The sequence below is a fragment of the Sphingomonas pollutisoli genome (assembly GCF_029167165.1).
GTDB lineage: Bacteria > Pseudomonadota > Alphaproteobacteria > Sphingomonadales > Sphingomonadaceae > Sphingomonas > Sphingomonas pollutisoli.
This window is the reverse complement of sequence record NZ_JARFNJ010000005.1, coordinates 39,490-59,404: the sequence shown is the minus strand read 5'-3', so window position 1 is coordinate 59,404 and position 19,915 is coordinate 39,490. Positions and strand designations below refer to the sequence as shown.

The window sequence follows — 19,915 nt, the reverse complement described above, 5'->3', positions numbered from 1 at the left end:
GGGAATCTCCTCTCAACACGCGCGCCGGCCTTCGGGCGACAGCATAGAACCCAGCGAGCCCTGCAGATGCAGCGACGTTTGTGGCCCGTAGAAATCGGCGATGCTGGACCAGGCGCGGTGGTTGAGTTCAAGCAGGAACAGGATGCGGCGAATGACACGCGCCTGCGCGGCCGGTGGCACAGCCGCGATATGTTCGAACGCGTCGCGCGAGATGCTGTTGTGGTTCAGATCTTCGTTCAGCGCCTCGTGATCGCCCGCGAGGTCGCTGAATGCGGGATTGGTACGCGCGGCGGCGGCGAGGCGGATCGACATGTCGGGCGGCTCGCCGAACACTCCTTCGGCCACCATGATCGACGCGCACGCCGTGAGCGGATCGAGTTGCGCGACAAGCGTCAACAAATCCACGTACGCGACGTGCAGCGGTAGCGGCATCGCCTTATCGAGCGCCGCCTGGGTGATGCCTAGCGCCTGACAGGTCGCGCTTTCGAATGCCTCGTGGCCCACCTCTTCGCCATAATAGCGGAACATCATCGCGCGGAGCGGCGCGATCAGTCGGCGGCTGAGGCTTGGGGCGACGATTTCGACGAAGCGGCATGTGACATGATATTGCTCGATGAACGGCCCCGCGACCAGCGGCGACCAGCGATCGCCAAGCGCGTCGAGCAGCGTAACGTACGCGTTCTCGCCCCATGCCGCGAGCGCGCTACGCGTCAGCACTTCCAGGCGGCGCATGAACTCGAGGCCGGGCAACATCGGCAGGTCTGGAACCGGTGGGGTCGAGAAGCGCCTCGCAGCGTCGCCAGTCGAATCCATCAGTCCGCGCGCGACAAGCCAGAGGTGCGATTCGAGGTCGCGTGGATCGTAGAGGGAAAGCGCTTCGATGACCGCGTCGGTCTCCGGCAAGGTGGCGTCGTCACCTGCGATGCGCGCGAGCATCACGCCGGCCGCAACCAGCGTTAGGGGCGCCGACCGACGGAAATAGGCGAATTCGGCGACGATCAGCGCGAGGAAGAAGTTGGGCTGGACGTCCGCGTCGAACGGATCGCCCGTGGTGCCGAGCGCGTCGGCGGAGAGTGTTGCGTTTGCCTCCGCCCTCAGCAACGCGGCGTGGGCGGCCAAGCGTTCGAGCCGACCGGAAGGCAAATTTTCACGGATGGCGGCGATGGTGCCGGCGATGCAGGTCTCGATCGCGGCAATCCTCCGAGCGAGCGCCTGCCGGGTTTCGTCATGGCCTTCGCCGATCAGGGCGCGGCTGTCGAGAAACGCACCGAGGGCGCCCCAACCGTCGGCGCCCGCTTCGCGCATCAAGTCCCATAGTGGCGCGCCGCTGTCGCGCAGCGTCGCGAGCTCCTTGGCTATACGCGCTGCGGCTGCGGGATCATCGACCGCGAGCGTGTAATGCGTATCGCCTTGGACGAGCGTGATCGCGGGCGCATCCGGCGAGACTTGGATCGCATCGACGCACAACTTGGGTTCGCGGTAGCGATGAAAGGTCCAGAGATCCATCAGGCGTTCTCGAAGATGCGCGCGATCGTCGCGCGGGGTTCGGCATAGGCGGCGAGGATTTGTTCCTCCTGCTGGATCATCGTCTCGATCATCAACGCGACGTGACGTTTCACCACGACGACGGCCTCGCGATCGATCACGCCCTCCAGCGCCAGCAATTCACGTGAGATGTCGGCATGGTCGTAGTCCGCGTTGAGATCGGCATGGTCGCGCAGCGGGAGATAGAAAGCGGCAGGTAAATCGAGTTCGCGGCACCGAGCGTCGAACGCGTCGATGAAGGCCGCCTGCGCCATTTCGAACAGGAACAGCACCGCCTTGAAGGATAACGGATGCTGGCGCGCATAGACGCCGAGCGCCGCGCATAATGCGAAAGTGGCGGGTAGCGGCTGATGCGCCTCCAACTCGGCGGAGGTAATCCCGACCGCGTCCAGCGCTCGTCCGAGAAATGCGTCGTGTCCGAGTTCCGACTTTAGGAACTCCTGAAGCAGATTCCGCTCGCGTCGGGTGAACGCGGTGGCCAGCGCGGGGGCGATCAGCCCCGGCGCGGCCTTGACGATGTAGAAATATTCGAGGGCATAGCCGATCAGGTGTTCGCGCGTCGCGTGTCGCTCGACGAGCGCGGTTTGGAAGGCGGAGCGGGCAACGCGTCTCGTGACGCGCTCGGCGATCCGGCGAACCTCGCGGTAGAGTTGCGCGCCGCTTACCATGCCCGCGGTATGCGGCCTCGCGTCAACGAGCAGGCGGACGGCGTCGAGCGCCTGGAGTAGCGGCGGCACCTTTTCGGCGATTTCGGGCACGGTGGCAATCATCGTGTCGATCGTACCGCCGCCGGTCGTGAGTTGGTCGATCAGCCGGGCCACGGCGGGAGCCTCTGCCGTTTCGAACGCGAACGCGCATTTGGTCTCGCCGACGCGGACGGTGACGCTGTTTGGCCCGACGTCCGTCGTCACACCGGGCCTGAACTTGGGGTGGCTGAGACCGGCGATAGTGGCGTCCATGCTACTATTCCTTCACAGCTCGGAGACACGCCGCAGCAGCGGTGCGTCCGCGGTATAGTGGCGCCAGACGCCGCTGTAGAATGCGTCATACAGGTCGACGAACAACGGAATTTGCGCCTTCAGCCGCCTTGCTTCCGCTTCGGTAATTGCGGGAATTTTCTGATAGATCAGCCGGCTGAGATTGCCGTGGCAAGCGCTGATGTTGATGTTCGCATGGGTGCGCAGCGGCCCGACAAAAGCCTCGTCCATTCCGACCCGGGTGCATGCCTCAATGAAGCTGTCCTCCTTCATCCCTTGGCCTTCCAGCAGGCCCAGCGTCGCGAAGAAGAACAGCGGATCGTTGTGCGCCCAATAGGCCAGGGCATTGCACAGCGCCATGGTTTCCGGGAGCGGGATGGCGTCCTGCATGTCCTCATACGTCAGGCCGACGTGCGCCAGCGACCGCAGCAGAATCTCGTCATGGCCATATTCTTCGGCGAAGAATTCATTGAGCAGCAGCCGGACTGCGGTGTTGGGGACGTAGGACAGCACCGGCGCGTCGAAATAACTCTCCCGGAACAAGAAATGCCAATTTTCGATAACCATGCCGGTGGCCAGCCGTTGCGGCAACTCGTCCGGCGCGTTGGCGGCAAGACATGTTCTCCAGAACGGGTTGCGGTAGATCGTTGTCTCGCAGCGCGCTTCGATCAGTTCTTCAAGTTCCAGGATCACCTCGGATCCCGATCGGAAAGCGGGGAGCGCGGAATCATCTATCAGCCCGAGTGCGTCGAGCGACGCGACGAGTTCGTCGGCGGCTTCGCGCGGTAGGGCGGGTTCATCCAAGACGATCCGATCGAGAGTGGTCGCGCCGTCCATCCGTCTGAGCGTACGTTCGAGCACGGTCTGCGGCAAATCACGCGCGACAAGGGTGTGTCTGTCGCCGAGCATCAGCGTGGCCTCGTTGACGCGGACCTCGGCGATGAGTCGCGGGCGACTGGCGGTATAGGTGTCTTCGGTCACGATACCGTTCCGTCACGGTGGACACGTCCGCAGGTGGTCGGCAGCGCGACATGTCTCGTGCCGCCGGCCACCAGCGGATGGGTCAGAGATGGATCGCGATCAAGGTCGGGTGGCCATCCGCCTTCTCGACTGTGAAAAGGAAATTCTTCCCGAGCTTGCCTGTATTGATGTACAGGTCGGCCTTCTTGCCGTCGAAGGTATTGTGCACGGGGTCCGCATCTTTGACTTCATGGACGGTTGGATGTGCGCTGGCTGCAGACATGATATCCTCCATTTTCGCGGCGTCGACTTCGTTTTGGTCGACTGGAGGAAATATCTGCCAGTTTTATAGTTATCTCAACAAATAGATTGTCCATTGTGGCGCAAACACATGATTGGCTTAAATAGTTCCCCTCCAGAATGGTTGAACGACCGTGTTTGACTTATGTGCGTCCGAATATCATTTTGCATTGCGGCATTTTGAATTGCTTTTCGGCCTTTGGCCTGCGCGTATTTCAGGCGATGGTGATGGCGATCTTGCCCCGGCGGGGCGGCGTTCCACGGCGGCTCGTCACGGCGTCATAGGCTGCGCCGATCTCATCGATGCCGAAGTCGCGCGGGTCGAGCCGGGGCGACAGCCGCCCGCTTTCCGCCAGCTTCGCAGCCGCGGCCAGGATCTCGCCGTATCGCTCGCGCCCTTCGTTGGCGAGCAGCGTGTGAAGCGTGAAGACGCCGGAGTAGGTGGCTTGCTTGAACGACAATGGCGCCAGTGCGTGAACGCCCCAGCCGAGCGAACTGACCACATGGCCAAGGCGCTTCACCGCCCTGAATGACGCATCGAGCATGGCGCCGCCACCCGTGTCATACACGATATCGAAACCGCGCCCATCGGTACGCTCGGCGACATAATGCTCGACCTCCTGTGCCGCGTCGATCGGCGTGGCGCCGAGGCCGCGGATATACGCGAGATCGTCGCCGAACGCGGTGGCGAACACGTGCGCCCCGTACGCCAGCGCAAGCTGCACCGCGGCATGGCCGACTCCGCCCCCGCCGCCTTGTACCAGCACGCTCTGGCCCGGGCGGATGGCGGCGCGGTCGATCAACCCTTCCCATGCGGTGAGGGTGACCAGCGGCAGGACGGCGGCTTCGCGCATGGTGAGATTGGTAGGTTTGCGAGCCAGCAGGCGTGCGTCGGCCGTGATATATTGTGCCTGTGTACCCGGCAGATCACCTACGCCGCCGACCAGGCCATAGACTTCGTCGCCGACCGCGAAGGCCGCGTCGCCGGAGCCGACCGCCTCGACCACGCCCGCCACATCCATCCCGAGCACGGCGGGCAGGGGGCGGCGCGCATGGGCGGCCTCGCCGGCGCGGATTTTCGCGTCGAGCGGGTTTGTGCCGCTGGCGTGAACGCGGACGAGCACTTCGCCGGCGCTCGGGGTGGGCCGGGGGACACGGCGAACGGTGAAGGGGCCATTCGCGCTATCGATAAAGGCGGCGAGCATCGTGGGGGATTGGGGCACGGCAACCTCTCCTGTGTGATGCCGGAAAGATGGCGCTATCATGATTGAATGAAAATCAATTATATTGCATGATAACCATGCATTTTTGTTTGAGCCTTCGATGCCACTGCAGCTTGAATGGAGCGATCTTCCGATCTTCCTCGCCATCGCGCGCGAGGGCACGCTAGGTGCGGCCTCCCGCCGCGTCGGCCAGTCGCAGCCGACCATGGGGCGCCGCCTGCGCGCGCTGGAGGGGGCTGCGGGCGTGAAGCTGTTCCAACGCACCGCTGATGGGTTCGTGCTGACCGACGAAGGCGAGATGATGCTGCGCCATGCCGAGCGGATGGAGAGCGACGCACACGCCCTTGCGCGCGAACTGGCAGGCAGCGAGCAAGGGTTGACGGGCATGCTCCGCTTGACCTGTTCGGACTGGTTTGGTCGCATCGTGCTGGCACCGGTGTTGGCGGCGTTCAACCAGCGGCACCCGTGCGTCGTGGTCGAAACGCTCACCGACCCGCGCGTTTACAGCCTCGCCCGGCGCGAGGCCGATCTGGCGTTCCGCATCGCCGCTTTCGACGAGCCGGAGGTGATCGCGCGCAGGCTGACAACCGTGTCCTACGCACTCTATGCGCCCGCGGGCCGCGAGGTGCCCGCACAGGATGTGGTGGTGATGGACACGGGATTTGGCGGTATGCCCGACGTCGGCTGGCTGATGCAGGCGATTCCCGGCGCGCGCATCGTGGCGCGTAGCAACAGCCGTGAGATGCAGGCGCGGCTGTGCGCGTTGGGGGTGGGGATGGCGGTCTTGCCCAAGCCCCTGGGCGCTGCCACCGTGGGACTGGTCGAGGTCGATCTCGGCGACGCCCCGCCATCGCGGGAAACGTGGATCGCCTATCATCGCGACATGAAGCGGCTGCCGCGTTTGCGTGCGCTGGTGGATATGGTGATCGACAGTCTGGCCGATTAGCGCTTCGGTCGTCTCCGACGATGTGCAGCATAGCGGGCAGCGCGACCGGAGCATGAAGAGGAACAGCGTCGCCGCCTCGCATCAAGTCGGCAGGGAGCTCGACCGTGGTCTTCTATGGATGCTCATTCGGTCCGCCCGCCGACTATCCGCGTCCGGCTTGGCCGAGCTCGCCGATCATCCAGCCGCGGAAGGACCGCATCGCGGCGCCTTCCTCGCGCGAGAACAGCCGCGTCAGCCAATATCGCCCCGCGTCGATCTCGAGCGGAAACGGCTGAACCAGCCGTTCCGCCGAAAGTTCGCGAGTGAACATCGACGGCGGCGCCAGCGCGACGCCAAGGCCCGCCATCGCGGCGCCGACCATCAACGCGGAGCTGTCGAACATGGGGCCGCGCGGCGAAGGCGCGCTGATGCCGGCGGCATGAAACCAGCGGGTCCACTCATTTGCCCGGTAGGAACGCAGCAATCGTTCCTGGGTGAGAGCGGCCGCATCTGTGAGCCGCGCTGCCACCGCCGGGGCGCACAATGGGCTTAGCGGCGCGGCGGCGAGGGGCTCGGCGTGCGTACCGTGCCATGCGCCATCCCCGAACCGGATAGCGTAATCGAGTGCCTCGCCCGCGAGATCCACCCGATTGTTGTTGATCGATACGCGGACGTCGATGTGCGGAAAGTCGTGCGCGAAGGCATCGAGCCGTTCGAGCAGCCAGCCGGTGGCGAAAGTGCCGACGACCCCGACATGCAGAACCTCCTGAAAGCGCCCCGCGGCGTAGCGATCGAGCGTCGCACCCACCCGATCGAAGGCGTCCGCCAACACCGGCACCAGCGCCTGTCCGTCATCGGTCAGCGCGATCCCGCGCGGCAGGCGATGGAACAATCGCGTGCCGAGCCGCCGTTCGAGTTGCGCCACCTGATGGCTGACCGCGCCTTGGCTGACGCAGAGTTCGATCGCGGCACGCGTGAAGTTGAGGTGGCGCGCCGCGGCTTCGAAGGCGCGCAGGGCGTTGAGCGGCAATTGAGCGCGTTCCATTCCGATCCTATGAGCGGAGCTCATGGCTAAGTCGAGGGAAGATGCTTTGTCCTCTTCATCCGTGCGCCTCATTGGTTGGCGTAAAGGAGACCATGAGATGCTTATCCGATCGACCGCCGCGCTCGCCTTCCTGCTGACCGGCGCCGCATCCGCCGAGCGTGCCGCTGATCCGCTGACCCGACCGATAGCGGTCGATCGTGCGGCGGAGTGGCTTGCGCCGCGTGCGCCCGTCCGCGTCTTCGGCAACACCTATCTCGTCGGTTTCGGGGGCCTCAGCGTGGCGTTGATCGACACCGGCAAAGGGTTGATCCTGATCGATGGCGCCTTGCCGCAAGCGGCACCGGCGATCCTGGTGAATGTCAAACGGCTGGGATTTCGTCCCCGCGACATCAGATATATTTTGAGCACCGAGCCGCATTTCGACCATGCCGGCGGCCTGGCCGCGCTCGCCCGCGATACCGGGGCGGTCGTCGTGGCCAGTTCACGAGGGGCCGCGGGGCTGCGCTCCGGCCGCCTTGCCATCGACGACCCGCAGCATGGTTACGACGGCCGCTTCCCGCCCGTAGCGCGTGTGCGCGTGATCGGGGATGGCGAGGTGCTCCGCCTCGGGACGGTCGCGGTCACCGCGCGGGCCACACCGGGTCACACGTTGGGCAGTATGACGTGGACGTGGCAGTCGTGCGCGGCCGGGCGCTGCAAAGCGGTCGTCTTCGCCTCCAGCCTCAACCCGGTGTCAGCCGACAGCTACCGGTACACCGCGCGCTCCAACCAAGCGATCGTCGCGGGATATCGCCGCAGCTACGCGACGATGCGGGACATACCATGCGATATCCTCATAACGGCACACGCCGACCAGAGCGGTTCGTCCGGCCGCTTCACTTTTGGTCCCCACGCGTGCGAAACGTACGCGGAGCGGTCGAGGCGCCGTCTCGTCGCCCGTATCCGGTCCGAGAAAGGCAGTCAGCGTTGAGGGCGAACCCGTTGCCGGGCTTTTCGAAGGCCGTTCATCCCGGCTCGGACACCGACTCTCGTTCCACGACCCTGGCGGGCAGCTTCTCGACAGACAGCTCGCCGCGCTGGCCCGATATCCGCTCCAGGAGAAGCGCGACCGATCGCGCGGCGATTTCTTCGATGGGTATTTCGACCGTGGTCAGGGCCGGGCTGACGAGGCTCGCGAGGTCGATATCGTCGAAACCGACAACAGACAGGGCGCGCGGCACGTCGATGCCGTTTACCTGCGCGTGGCGCATGATGCCGATGCCGATGATGTCGGCACCCGCGAAGATCGCGGTCGCCCGCCGTTCCAGCACGGCGGCCTTGGCGCCGGGTTCGAGATCGAGCGAGAAGGAATTCTCCACTTCGAACACCAGCTCGCCCGTTTCGATCAAGCGGTCGCGGAAACCGGCGCAACGATCCCGCATGCTGACGATGTCCATCGGGCCGGACACGATGCCGACCCTCCGGTGGCCGTGGGCGAGCAGGTGATCGGCCGCGCGCCGCCCCGCATCGTAATAATCGATCGAGACGGTGTCGTAACCGGGCACGGTCCGGTCGAGGAGGATGGTCGGCGTGTTGCTGAGGATGCCGCCCGACGTGTCCTTGTCGCGAATCGAGAACCAGATGAGCCCATCGACCCGGAGCCCCACCGCCATCGCCAGCGCGTCGGCTTCCAACTCCTCGGAGCCTTCGGTGTTGGTCATGTAGATATGGTAGCCGGCCGAGCGCGCCTCGCGGAACACCGCCTGCACCAGCGCGGCGAAAAAGGGATTGCCGAGATCAGGGATGACCAGCGCGAGCATGCCCGAGCGCCCGGATTTCATCGTCCGCGCCGTCAGGTTGAGACGGAAGCCGATCCGCTTGGCGACCTCGAGCACATGCGCGCGCGTCTTCGGCCCGACCGAGCCGGTGCCGTTGATCGCGTAAGACGCGCTGGTCAGCGACACCCCCGCCTCGCGGGCGAGATCCTTTAGCGTGGGCGCTTTGGGGCGGCTCGGATTGTCCATCGGTCCTGGAGATTTGATCTTTGGCACCTCGCGTAGATAGCGCGGCGGCGGGATCAGCCAAGGCCATCTCTGGATAGCGGCGATAGTGGGGGAAGCTCGATCACCGTCAGTATGGTGGCCTCGTCGGGCGCAAAATTGTTGTCGTTGACGAGGACGAGCCGACGGTGCCGTCCATGCGCGCCGGGCCACCACGCCATGCCTTCGAGGTTGCCCGAGCCGGTGGGCATCAGCCGGTCGAAGTCGACCAGCAGGCGCTTGGTCGCGACCCTGACGCGCGAGGGATCGAGTGGTGCGGTGAGCGATACCGGATCGGCGCCGCGCAGGTAGGCGAGGTATAGGCGGCAATGGAAGGCGAAGCGGCCATCGTCCTGCTGCTCGCCCGAGCGCTCCAGCACGAGCAGCCGATCATCGTCGACCGCGAGGATCTCGCTGACGCCATTGTCGGCGAGCCGGTTCGGGCGCTGGCGTACGATCGGATCGACGCGATAGCCGATCTGCCTGGGCGGCGCACCGGGGGCGATGCGGGTAAAGCGGACCAGCGCCGCGTGATCGATGTCCGCCGCCGGCCCGTCCCGCCGCAGAGGCGCCTCCATGGCCACCCAGAGCGCGTGATCGGGCGTGAATGCCAGACCCTCGACCGTCCTGTTCGGCCGGCCGTCGGTCTTGATCGCGGCGGGAAGCGGTATGCTGTCCCGCACGCGCCCACCAGCATCGCTGATCCGCACCGCCGGCCCGAATCCATCCTCCGCGTCCCCTTCGCTCGACCAGGCGAAGCGCTGCCCGTCCGGGGTCAGGCGGATCGCCTCGCCGTCGATGGCTTCCTTGCCCGACCCCGGCGCTGGATAGACCCCTCCCCGTTCGTCGCGCAGCAGTACGGGGGCGAGGGAAGGTCGCATCCGGGTCAGGCGCAGGCGGTAAAGCCGGGCGGGTCCGTGCTGCGACTTGTCGTCGCTGATCAACAACCACGCGCGTCGCCGGCGGTCATAGTCGATCCCCGAGATACCGCCCACCGCCTCGCCGGCCGCGCTGGGAGGCAAGACGATGCGTTCGATCACCTTCGGCGCGTCCGGTGACGACGCATCCGCACTGCCGGGCAGCCATGCCGCCAGGGCGAGTAGCGCGTCGAGACAGCATGGCCGGCGCACCGCTCAGAACCGCACGCGGAACGACGCGGTCACCGTCCGTGGCGCGCCGATGAAGTAGCGCCCCAGCGAACGCCCGGGCAGGCCGGTTTCCGTCGCGGTCGCGGTCGCGCTGGTGACCGATGCGATATAGCCAATGTCGAACAGGTTATCGACGTTGAGCTGGATCGACGCCGCCTTGAGCGGCCCGATCTGCGGCAAGGTATAGCGGGCCGAGGCGCCGACCAGCGTATAGCCGGGAATGCGATCGATCGCGACTTCCTGATAGGTGGTCGGCGCGATGATGTCCCCGCCGACCCGGCTGCTGATATATTGCACATGCCCCTCCACCCGCACGCCCGCGAACGGCTTGAGGCCAGCCTCGGCATAGACGCTATGGCGCGGGATATCGCGCACGTCGCTGCCGGCGATGATGCCGACCGAGGCGAGGTTGAGCCGGTCGCGCGAGCCCGGCGCGGCGTCGTCATAGGTCGCGCGCTGATAGGAATAGGATGCGTAAAGATCGTACCACCGGCCGGTCGCCAGCCCTGTCACCTCCACGCCGTTGGTCGTCTGGCCGAGGATTGTCGCCGCCCGCGTTGCGACGTTGCCGCGCTGGATATCGATCGGATCGGTCACGGTTGGGTCGTTGGGCACGATGCCGACGCCGTTCTTCAGATGGACGTGGAAGGCCTGCACCGAAAAGGCGTAGTTTCCATTCGTGTAGCGCACCCCGCCATCGACGTTGCTCGACTGGAGCGGCTTGAGGTCGCCCGGCTGGATCATCGCCGTCGAGCCGAGGAACGCATCCTCCGGGATGCCCGAGAAATTCTTGGCATAGCCGCCGAACAGCTCGATATGCCGCACGGGCGTCAGGCTGAAGCCGAGCTTGGGCTGGACCGGCGAGTCCTGCGTGAAATCGAGGCGCGCCGCATATTCCAGCGGCGAGCGTGCCTTGTAGCGGACATGATACCAGGTCAGCCCGGCATCGATCCGCAGCATGTCGGGAATGAGCTGCACGGAATCCTGACCATAGACCTCCAACGTCGAGATCGAGGTCGAGCGGTCATACAGCACGTAGGAGGGCCGGCCGCCCTGCCATGACAATCGTGTGGTCGAGGGCACGATCGGGAAGTAGTCGCGTTCCTCCGTCGATGTACCGCCGTCGTACCAGACGCCGACGCGGACGGTGTTGCGCGGGATCAGGTCGCTCACCTTCAGTTCGGCGGTGGCGCCATAGCGCTCGCGTGTGCGGGGTGTGACGCGCATGTCGGCCGGGCCGCCATAGACATTCGGATTGGAGGTGGTGGCGAGCGCCGGGCGGATAGCGCCGCCGGTCGCGTTATAGCCGAGCACGGCATAAGGATCGTTGCCGGCGAGCTGACGGTGGCGGTTCTGGTAGCTGAGCGAATAACCGTCGAGTGTCTGGTAATACGGATTGACGGTGACCGTCACGTGATCGCCGGCGACGAGCTTGCCGTTGACATAGGCCAGGAAGTCGCGACGCGCGCCGCCGAACGTGCCGCCATAGTTCAGATCCTGATTGGGTATGCCGGTCAGCGCGTCGCTTAGATAATCGCTCTTCGGATTGGCCCTGAACTGCGCCAGCGTGACGATGTTGAAGTCGTTGTCGAACTGGCTGTTGTACGACACCCGCGCCTTGAGGAAGGAGCCATTGTCGAAGCGCTTCATTCGTAGCAGACGTTCAACGTCACGCCCGGTCCAGTCAGCCGCTTGACCAGCTTCCTGATCGCATCGTCCTCGTTGGCGACCGTGCCGACGAAACGCACCTCGCCTCCGCGTTCCCCATCGGCAACCGCGACCGCAATGGTTTCCTTATGAACGTCCAGACCAACGTATTTCACCGTCTCCGTCATGACTCGTCTCCGCTGCTGACAAATCCATCATCAGCATCTCAGATTCGAGCCTCCGAGGCTCTGGCAGTCATGGGGTCTCTATGAGCGTTATCGAGAGATTGCCCCGTAAGCCCAGAGCCCCATGCAACTCCAGCACATCGGCCAACCGAATAAGCTCCGCGACAAGTTCGACGCCCGTCGCACCTGCTCCGACCACCGCGACCGATAGGGGCCGCTGGCTGGCGACGGACCGTATCAACGCTATCCGCAGCCTGTCGTTGAATGCGAGCGCCTCTCGCCGACTGTCGATGGTCATGCAATGCTCCGCGACACCGGGCGTTCCGAAATCATTGGCACGGCTTCCGGCTGCGAGGACCAGCGTATCATATTGAAGGGAGCGGGCGGGCAGCACCTCTTCACCGGTCGCCATGACCGGACCGATCCGAATGAGGGACCGCTCGCGATCGACGGCAACGACCTCGCCAAGCTCGAATGAGAAGCCCCTGCGGCGCGCTTGCGAGAGATAGGCGGTTTGATGGGCGCCGGTATCCGCCGTTCCAGCGGCAATGGTGTGGAGCATGGGTTTCCAGACATGAGCCAGTTCGCGATCGACAAGTCGAACATCCCAGCCCAGCTTGCGTGCAGGCTTGCCTGAAACATGGCTGGCAAGATCGAGGCCCGCGACACCTCCACCGACGACCACGATCTTGTGCTTTTCAGTCATGTCTATCCATTCTTGGAAATTTTCACTTGTTACGACTTCGTCTGACCACATGGTCGCCATTCAGAAATAGCGGCGCTGCCGCAGCCGAAGAGCCAGCCAGATCAGGAAAAGGCTGCGTACCAGAAGACTCAGGCCGATGGCGATGCCAACATAGGTGATGGCGACGATCGGATGCACAAAAAGCAAAGACAGCCCAAGTACTACGTTGACGATACTCAAGCAGATAAGCCAGGGCCGGTCTTCCCTTTTTCGTAGGGACGCGGAAAAGGTAAAGCGCGCTCCAACGAGAAGCCACGCACTGCTCAACCAAACGAGTGACAGGCCGCCGGCGAGCGGGTGAAAGAGGACTATGCCGCCCCCGATCAGGGTGAGAGCGCCAAAAAGCGCCTCCGAGCGATCCTTGCGGCGTCTGGAAAGCCCGGCGACGACCATGAGAACGCCATAGCCCAAAAGCCCGAAACCAAGTGCTGTGCCGGCGGACAGTCCGAAAAGAAATGGATGCAGAAGACCAAGCATGCCAAGTATTGCGACGGCAATGCCGTAGGCGAGCATCCAGGCCTGCTCGCTGCGTAAGAGGTGTCTGGTCACATGGTTGATCCGCTTTTTGGTCATCCAATCGCCCGGGTTGCCGAGAGTGCTGGAGCCGATTTTTAAGACAGCTTAGAGCGATAGGATGATTGGAATCGCCGAGTTTCTCAGCAAATGCCGAGTTGTTCCTCCTAAAACGCTCTCGCTCAACTTGGATCTTCCGTAAGCGCCCATGACGAGCAAATCAGCGCTGTTGCTTGTCGCGAAATCAAGAATGAGCTTTCCCGTTTCACGACCCTCGAGCAGGTGCAACTCGGCGTTGAGGCCACTTCGGGCGAGGTGCGCCTTCAACTCGCTGCCGGGATCGAAATCCACGATTTTGTGAGCGCCTATTTGCTGTACGACGACGACATCGATCCGCGCTGCCTCGAAGAGGAACGGCATCGCGTTCGCAACCGCCCGAGCGGCTTCGGCACTGCCATTCCAGGCAATGACAATGCTGTTCGGCATACGGCTGACCGGCCAATTCTCCGGTAAAAGGAGGACAGGTCGTCCCGACGCAAAAATCAACTCGCCAGATAGGCCGAGCCTCGTTTGTGCTTTGTTCGGCCGTGCTCCCCCGCCGATAATCGCAAGGCCCGCGTAACGGGCGTACAACATCAGCCTTTGATCACGTTCGTGGTTGAAGCGCCGCCATGTGCCCTGGAGATTTAAGTCGCAGATGATCTTGTCGAAGGCTGCCCGCATTTCGGCTTCTGCCGTACGCATGCTGTCACCGAATGTCTTAAGCATCTCCGTAATGCCGTCGCCAATCGCATAGTCCGAATGGAGATGTAGCTCGAGACCATCGACGACGAAGACGCATGTCAGATGTGCCCGCCATCTATGTGCCAGTTTTCCGGCATATGATAAACGAGTGTTCCAATGAGGCGTATCTTCCAGGAAGACAATGATATCCTTAGGTGTCATCGGGATTCTTTCTGGAGTGGTGGTTGTCGGGTAACGTCGTGGCGCGGTCGCGGCTCAAAATATTGCCGTTATCGATGCCTTCGAAGGAGGCGAAGCGTCGGACACCGTCAAAGACGTTTGAGTTGGCGCGACGCAGATATCGCCTCGCTGCCTCGAGCAAAGGCGGATCAATCTCTTCGAATCCGGTCACGTCACCGCCGGGTGCGAACTGCCACATCGCGAAAGCGCGCAAAGCTTCGAGTTGCGGATTGGCCAACGTCGTGACTCGCTCGACCCCGAAGACTGACAGGATGAAAGACATTCGCCTGCCATCTGGAGGTCTGGCGACGCGACGACGGTTTCGCGCATCGGCTATACCGATGAGCAAAGCGCTTTTCTGGATGCGCGTGAGAGGCGGAAGATGCATCATGTTCCCGCAACTCCCGCAGAAGCGAGCGGACCGGCGATCAACAAGAAGGATGAAACAGCCCGCTCAAGATGTTGGCGGCGCGCACCACCACTCGGAGGGGCCGCGACGCCCGCGAGAAGGCGTAACGGAAGATCGGCAACCACCAGTCCGGAAAATGCTGCGTATAAATCCTCAGGTCGGGCGCTCTGGCTGTCCGCTATCCATCTCCAGTCGGTGAAATATGCATGCAACTCGGCTTCAATGGGCGCGATTCCCGCATCATAGATAAACACGCCGAGATCAGACTCTCGCGGCACCTGGGGCAGCACGAGTTGCACCAGGTCGAGCCATTCTTTGGCGGTGACGAACCCTAAAAGCTGATCGGCGATGTCTACCAGAGTCGCAGCGAGATGGAGCCGCTTCCCTGCAAGGGGCGAGGTCGGCCGAATGCGCTCGAGACGATCCTGGATCAGCGCTTCAAACAGCCCTCGCTTGCTGCCGAACAAACTGTAGATCGTCCCTCGCGAGCCGCCTGTTTGCTCGATAATGTCGGTGATGCTCGTCCCGTCATAACCCTGCCTGAAAAAGCAGGCGGCGGCGCCGTCCAACATCCGTTGCCGCTTGAGCACGGTACCGGGCCGCATTCTGCGGGCGACAGCCTCATCTGGCGGTTTCCTCCCCGTGGATATGCGCCGATAATTCACGGTCTCGCACCCGCTATGGGGTTGCCTTCGTCCGTACGGCCGGGAGAGCTCGCGCGGCAGGTGGAGCGCAGATCAGCGCAAGCCACCGCCAAAAACCCTGTAAAGATCGACGAGGTTAGATTGCTTTGCCAACCTTGCGTCGATCAAGCTCTGTTGAGCGGCCAGAAGCGCTCGCTGGGCATCGAGGGTCGAAAGGAACGGATCCAATCCCCTGCGATAGCGCGCCTCGGCCAGTTGGTAGCTCTCGGCGCTCGCCCGCTCCAGCGATTGCTGGGCGTCGAGTTGCTCCGCGATCGTCGACCGCCGGGCGAGGGCGTCCGCCGCTTCCCGAAAAGCCGACTGGACAGCTTTCTCGTAGCTCGCGACCGCCGCATCCCGCTGTGCCTTCGTCGCCGCGAGATTGGCGCTGTTCCTGCCATAGTTGAAGATGGGCAGAGTTGCCGCGGGGCTGAAATTCCACGTGTCCGAGCCGGACTCGAACAGATGCGACAGGCCGGGAGCCATGGTTCCCACAGCTCCGGTCAACGAAATGCGGGGGAAGAAAGCCGCTCGCGCTGCGCCGATGTTGGCATTGGCGGCGATCAACTGGTGCTCGGCGGCGAGTACGTCGGGACGACCGACCAAGACCTCCGAACTCAGGTTCGGGGGCAATTGGTCAATCGTGTAGGAAGCTTCTCCCAGCCGGATAGGCAGCATGCCGTCGTCGGGTGATATGCCCATCAAAAGAGCGAGCGCATTGCGATCCTGGGCGACTGCGGTCCTTAGCTGGGCAACCGTGCTGCGCGCCTGTTCGAAACTGGTCTGCGCCTGCCGCACGTCGAGAGCCGAGGCATAGCCACGCTCATGCCGTGCGCGAGTGAGACCAAGTGTGCGTTCGAATGCATCGCGGCTTTGCGATGCGACATCGAGCCGCTCGGTGTCCGCACCCAGTGTTAGCCAAGCATTGGCGACTTCTCCCACAAGTGCAATCTGCGCCGCCTTGCGCGCTTCATCGGTCGAGAAATATTGTTCGAGCGCGGCCTTCGACAGGTTGCGAATGCGCCCGAAAAGGTCGATTTCCCAAGAAGCGCCGATGCTGGCTGACCAAGATTCCGGCGTCCTGTCGCCCCCGTAGAGCGCTGCCTGGTCGCGCGTTACACGCTGCATCGCGCCGCTCCCGTCGGCGGAGACGGTGGGAAGCAAGTCCGATCGCTGGACGCGATACGAGGCCCTCGCCGCCGCGACATTGGCGACCGCGACCCTCAGATCGCGATTGTTCCGTAGGGCCAGGTCGATCGCACCGCGCAGACGCTGATCGGTAAAAAATGCCTGCCAGCCGACCTCGGCGAGGGGCGTTTTGTTATCGTCGCCGAGTTGGGGAGGGTGCGCGTCGGCCGGCAGGCTGGCAGGTACAGGCAGCGACGGACGTCTATATTCCGGCGCAAAACTGCATCCGCCAAGGAGAATTGCGGTTGCGAGAACCGCCAAAGAGCAGCGCATGGAGATGTTCCTGTTCATTCCGCCGGCTCCGGCAGAGCGGTTTGCGGGGCATCATTCGGCTTGTCCTTGCCCCGAGTGATCCGGCTGACGAGGACGAAGAACAGCGGCACGAACATGATGGCGAGGACGGTGGCGGCCGCCATGCCGCCTGCTACCACGATGCCGATCGCATTCTGGCCGCCCGCGCCCGCCCCTTTTGAAAGGGCGAGAGGGATGATGCCGCCAATAAAGGCGAAGGACGTCATGAGGATTGGCCGCAATCGGAGCCGGGCAGCATAAAGCGCTGCTTCGATCGCCGTTGAGCCATTCCGTCGTTCGGCTTCGGCAAATTCCACGATCAGGATCGCGTTCTTGGCTGAAACACCAACGGTCGTGAGGAGTGCCACCTGGAAATAGACGTCATTGTTGAGGCCGCCGAGGGTCGCGGAAAGAACTGCGCCGAAGACGCCGAGCGGCGCGGCCGTCATCACCGCGAAAGGCACGGACCAGCTTTCATAAAGTGCCGCCAGGCAGAGGAAGACCATGAGCAGCGACAGCGCATACACGGCCATTGCCTGGTTTCCTGCAAGCCGTTCCTCATAGGATAGACCGGTCCATTCGAACCCGACGCCAGCCGGCAGCTTGGCGGCCATTTCCTCCATCGCCTTCATGGCCGTGCCGGAACTCTTGCCCGGCGCGGGCTCGCCCAGGATTTCGAAGGCAGGAAGGCCATTATAGCGCTCGAGACGAGACGAGCCGTACATCCAATGGGTGGACGCGATCGTCGAAAGCGGCGTCATCTCACCGGAGATGCCCCGGACGTTCCAGCGATCGAGATCGTCCGGCGCCTTGCGGAAAGGTTCGTCAGCCTGGACATAGACCTTCTTGACGCGGCCGCGATCGATGAAGTCGTTCACATAGGCGCCACCCCAGGCTGTCGAGATGGCGTCGTTCACATCGGCCTGGGAAAGGCCGTGCGCGCCCGCCGCTGCCTGATCGACGTCAATCTGCAACTGAGGCGCGTCCTCCTGGCCGTTGGGACGCACGGCGATCAGGTCGGGATTCTTCGCAGCCATGCCCAGAAGCTGGTTCCTGGCATCGAGCAACGCCTTGTGGCCAAGGCCGTTACGATCCTGAAGCTCGAAGTCGAAACCGGTCGCATTACCGAGTTCGATGATAGCCGGCGGAATGAAGGCGAAGACCGTCGCATCGCGCTCCTTAGCGATCGCGGCGTTGAGGCGCCCGGCGACTGCCGAAGCCGAATTTTCCTTGCCCGCGCGCTCGTCCCAGGGTGTCATGCCTACGAAGGCCATGCCGATGTTCTGGCCGCGTCCCGCCAGGCTGAAGCCGTTGACGGTGAAGACCGAAGCCACGTTGTGCCGTTCGTTCTTCTGGAGGAAGTCTGCGATCTTCTCGTTGACCTGGATGGTCCTCGAGACGCTGGCTCCGGCGGGCAACTGGACCAGCGCCATCACGGTGCCCTGGTCCTCATCCGGCAGGAAGCCAGTGGGCAGGCGAGCGAACAGTGCGGTCAGGCCGATGATGATGAGGCCATATAGCAAGAGAGAGCGCTTGGGGGATCGGATCGCCCGCGAAACGCCATTCTCATAGCGTGCCGCGCCGCGATCGAAGGTGCGGTTAAACCAGCCGAAGAAGCCCGTGGTTTTGCCGTGCGAACCCTTTGGGATGGGCTTGAGGATGGTCGAGCAGAGCGCGGGCGTCAGGACCAGCGCCACGAGCACCGAGAGCGCCATAGCGGACACGATGGTGACGGAAAACTGGCGGAAGATGATACCGGTCGACCCACCGAAGAAGGCCATCGGAATGAACACCGCCGAAAGCACAAGGCCGATGCCGATGAGCGCGCCGGAGATTTCTTCCATCGATTTGCGCGTCGCCTCAAGCGGCGGGAGGCCCTCTTCCGCCATGATGCGTTCGACATTCTCCACGACGACGATCGCGTCGTCGACGAGCAGACCTATGGCCAGCACCATGCCGAAAAGCGTGAGCGTGTTGATCGAGTATCCCATGGCCGCGAGCACGCCGAATGTGCCTAGCAGGACCACGGGGACCGCAATGGTCGGAATGAGCGTTGCCCGGAAGTTCTGCAGGAACAGCAGCATCACGAGGAAGACGAGAACCACCGCCTCGAACAGCGTTTGCACGACGTGATGGATCGAGACCCGCACGAAAGGTGTGGAGTCGTAGGCGAAAGCAACCTTCACGCCGGGCGGAAAAGTGCTCGACAGCTCATCGACCCGCGCTTTGAGCGCGTTGATCGTGTCAAGGGCGTTGGCGCCGGATGCCAGACGGATCGCAAAGCCTGCGGCAGGGTGGCCATTATATTTGGCGTCGACCTCATAGCTCTCGCTACCGATCTCGACACGCGCGACATCAGCAATCCTGACCGTCGACCCGTCGGTATTGGTGCGCAGCAATATCTGCCTGAACTGCTCAGGCGTGCGCAGGCGGGACTGGGCGTTGACAGTGGCATTGAGCTGCTGTTCGGGTCCCGAGGGTCGCGCGCCAACCTGACCGGCTGAGACCTGCGCGTTTTGAGCACGGATCGCCGCCTTCACATCGGCAGGGGTAAGTCCGAAGGTCTGAAGCTTGTAGGGATCGATCCAGATGCGCATCGCATATTGCGCGCCCAGCACGATCGTATCGCCAACGCCCGTGACGCGGCTCAGCGGATCCTGAAGCCGGGAGGATATGATGTCGCCAAGGTCGCCGCTGTCATATTTCCCGTCCTCCGAATAGACTGCGAGCACGGCAAGGAAGTTGATGGTGGACTTGGTAACGCGCATACCCTGCTGCTGCACTTCCTGTGGCAGCAGCGGCGTTGCGAGCTGAAGCTTGTTCTGTACCTGCACCTGGGCGATGTCGGGATCGGTACCCTGCTCGAAGGTGAGGGTAATCGTTACTGTGCCGGCGGATTCGCTCGTCGACGACATATAACGCAGATTGTCGATGCCCTTCATCTGCTGCTCGATCACCTGCGTGACGGTGTTTTCGAGCGTCTCAGCTGAAGCGCCAGGATAGGTGGCGTTGATCTGGATCGCAGGCGGTGCGATCGGGGGGAATTGCGAGATGGGCAGGCGAGTGATGGAAAGGCCGCCCACCAGCATGATGACGATGGCGATGACCCAGGCGAAAACCGGTCGATCTATGAAAAAGCGAGCCATGGGA

Annotated in this window: 18 protein-coding genes and 1 pseudogene; 2 read left to right on the top strand and 17 right to left on the bottom strand. The window is 63.3% G+C overall.

All coding sequences use genetic code 11. The annotated features are described in order from the left end of the window. Nucleotides 1-12: 12 nt before the first annotated feature. From PX554_RS12175 to PX554_RS12155, 5 genes are all read right to left on the bottom strand, one after another. Nucleotides 13-1,506 carry a hypothetical protein gene (locus tag PX554_RS12175; protein ID WP_275502056.1) on the bottom strand — a complete coding sequence of 498 codons (1,494 nt, stop codon included), beginning with the start codon at nucleotides 1,504-1,506 and terminating at the stop codon, nucleotides 13-15. Beyond that, the gene (locus PX554_RS12170) at nucleotides 1,506-2,504 is read right to left on the bottom strand and encodes an iron-containing redox enzyme family protein (RefSeq protein WP_275502055.1); all 999 of its coding nucleotides are present in this window, start codon (nucleotides 2,502-2,504) and stop codon (nucleotides 1,506-1,508) included. The genes PX554_RS12175 and PX554_RS12170 overlap by 1 nt, the downstream gene beginning before the upstream one ends. A 12-nt stretch (nucleotides 2,505-2,516) precedes the next feature. Continuing rightward, nucleotides 2,517-3,503, bottom strand: coding sequence for an iron-containing redox enzyme family protein (locus PX554_RS12165; protein ID WP_218123097.1), 987 nt, complete (start codon nucleotides 3,501-3,503; stop codon nucleotides 2,517-2,519). Between the two features lie 82 nt (nucleotides 3,504-3,585). After that, nucleotides 3,586-3,765, bottom strand: coding sequence for a hypothetical protein (locus PX554_RS12160; RefSeq protein WP_093221989.1), 180 nt, complete (start codon nucleotides 3,763-3,765; stop codon nucleotides 3,586-3,588). 232 nt (nucleotides 3,766-3,997) lie between these two features. Continuing rightward, nucleotides 3,998-5,005 carry a zinc-dependent alcohol dehydrogenase family protein gene (locus PX554_RS12155; protein ID WP_275502048.1) on the bottom strand — a complete coding sequence of 336 codons (1,008 nt, stop codon included), beginning with the start codon at nucleotides 5,003-5,005 and terminating at the stop codon, nucleotides 3,998-4,000. Between the two features lie 100 nt (nucleotides 5,006-5,105). Here PX554_RS12155 and PX554_RS12150 point away from each other — a divergent pair, with 100 nt between their 5' ends. Further along, nucleotides 5,106-5,951 carry a LysR family transcriptional regulator gene (locus PX554_RS12150; RefSeq protein WP_275502046.1) on the top strand — a complete coding sequence of 282 codons (846 nt, stop codon included), beginning with the start codon at nucleotides 5,106-5,108 and terminating at the stop codon, nucleotides 5,949-5,951. 142 nt (nucleotides 5,952-6,093) lie between these two features. On the opposite strand, the gene PX554_RS12145 is transcribed toward PX554_RS12150, so the two are convergent. After that, nucleotides 6,094-6,975 (bottom strand): LysR family transcriptional regulator, encoded by an 882-nt coding sequence (locus PX554_RS12145; protein ID WP_093221981.1) that lies wholly within the window; start codon nucleotides 6,973-6,975, stop codon nucleotides 6,094-6,096. 97 nt (nucleotides 6,976-7,072) lie between these two features. Between PX554_RS12145 and bla the strand changes: the two genes are divergently transcribed. Further along, nucleotides 7,073-7,945 carry a subclass B3 metallo-beta-lactamase gene (gene bla, locus PX554_RS12140; RefSeq protein WP_093221979.1) on the top strand — a complete coding sequence of 291 codons (873 nt, stop codon included), beginning with the start codon at nucleotides 7,073-7,075 and terminating at the stop codon, nucleotides 7,943-7,945. A 34-nt stretch (nucleotides 7,946-7,979) separates the two neighbouring features. Here the strand turns inward: bla and PX554_RS12135 are convergent, their stop codons facing one another. The 11 genes and pseudogenes from PX554_RS12135 to PX554_RS12085 form a co-directional block, all read right to left on the bottom strand. After that, on the bottom strand, nucleotides 7,980-8,978 hold the full coding sequence (locus PX554_RS12135) for a LacI family DNA-binding transcriptional regulator (RefSeq protein ID WP_093221976.1): 999 nt from the start codon (nucleotides 8,976-8,978) through the stop codon (nucleotides 7,980-7,982). A gap of 53 nt (nucleotides 8,979-9,031) precedes the next feature. Beyond that, the gene (locus tag PX554_RS12130) at nucleotides 9,032-10,123 is read right to left on the bottom strand and encodes an esterase-like activity of phytase family protein (RefSeq protein ID WP_093221972.1); all 1,092 of its coding nucleotides are present in this window, start codon (nucleotides 10,121-10,123) and stop codon (nucleotides 9,032-9,034) included. 3 nt (nucleotides 10,124-10,126) lie between these two features. Beyond that, nucleotides 10,127-11,791: a TonB-dependent receptor gene (locus PX554_RS12125; RefSeq protein ID WP_275502040.1), complete on the bottom strand. Its 1,665-nt coding sequence runs from the start codon at nucleotides 11,789-11,791 to the stop codon at nucleotides 10,127-10,129. Next, nucleotides 11,791-11,976 (bottom strand): annotated as a pseudogene (locus tag PX554_RS12120) (IS110 family transposase); the annotation flags it as partial. The gene PX554_RS12125 and the pseudogene PX554_RS12120, both read right to left, overlap by 1 nt. A gap of 67 nt (nucleotides 11,977-12,043) precedes the next feature. Then, entirely contained in the window at nucleotides 12,044-12,679 is a 636-nt protein-coding gene (locus tag PX554_RS12115; protein WP_275502037.1) for an NAD(P)/FAD-dependent oxidoreductase, read from the bottom strand. Nucleotides 12,680-12,739: 60 nt separating this feature from the next. After that, nucleotides 12,740-13,291, bottom strand: coding sequence for an HdeD family acid-resistance protein (locus tag PX554_RS12110; RefSeq protein WP_067733078.1), 552 nt, complete (start codon nucleotides 13,289-13,291; stop codon nucleotides 12,740-12,742). Nucleotides 13,292-13,339: 48 nt separating this feature from the next. After that, nucleotides 13,340-14,176 carry a universal stress protein gene (locus PX554_RS12105; RefSeq protein ID WP_084384764.1) on the bottom strand — a complete coding sequence of 279 codons (837 nt, stop codon included), beginning with the start codon at nucleotides 14,174-14,176 and terminating at the stop codon, nucleotides 13,340-13,342. Next, nucleotides 14,166-14,585, bottom strand: a complete 420-nt coding sequence (locus PX554_RS12100) for a hypothetical protein (protein ID WP_157081034.1) — start codon at nucleotides 14,583-14,585, stop codon at nucleotides 14,166-14,168. Before PX554_RS12100 ends, PX554_RS12105 begins: the two co-directional genes overlap by 11 nt. Next, nucleotides 14,582-15,208 carry a TetR/AcrR family transcriptional regulator gene (locus PX554_RS12095; protein ID WP_067733081.1) on the bottom strand — a complete coding sequence of 209 codons (627 nt, stop codon included), beginning with the start codon at nucleotides 15,206-15,208 and terminating at the stop codon, nucleotides 14,582-14,584. Before PX554_RS12095 ends, PX554_RS12100 begins: the two co-directional genes overlap by 4 nt. Before the next feature lie 132 nt (nucleotides 15,209-15,340). Next, nucleotides 15,341-16,765 (bottom strand): efflux transporter outer membrane subunit, encoded by a 1,425-nt coding sequence (locus PX554_RS12090; RefSeq protein ID WP_067733082.1) that lies wholly within the window; start codon nucleotides 16,763-16,765, stop codon nucleotides 15,341-15,343. Continuing rightward, nucleotides 16,762-19,911 (bottom strand): efflux RND transporter permease subunit, encoded by a 3,150-nt coding sequence (locus PX554_RS12085; protein WP_067733083.1) that lies wholly within the window; start codon nucleotides 19,909-19,911, stop codon nucleotides 16,762-16,764. Before PX554_RS12085 ends, PX554_RS12090 begins: the two co-directional genes overlap by 4 nt. Between the last annotated feature and the right edge of the window lie 4 nt (nucleotides 19,912-19,915).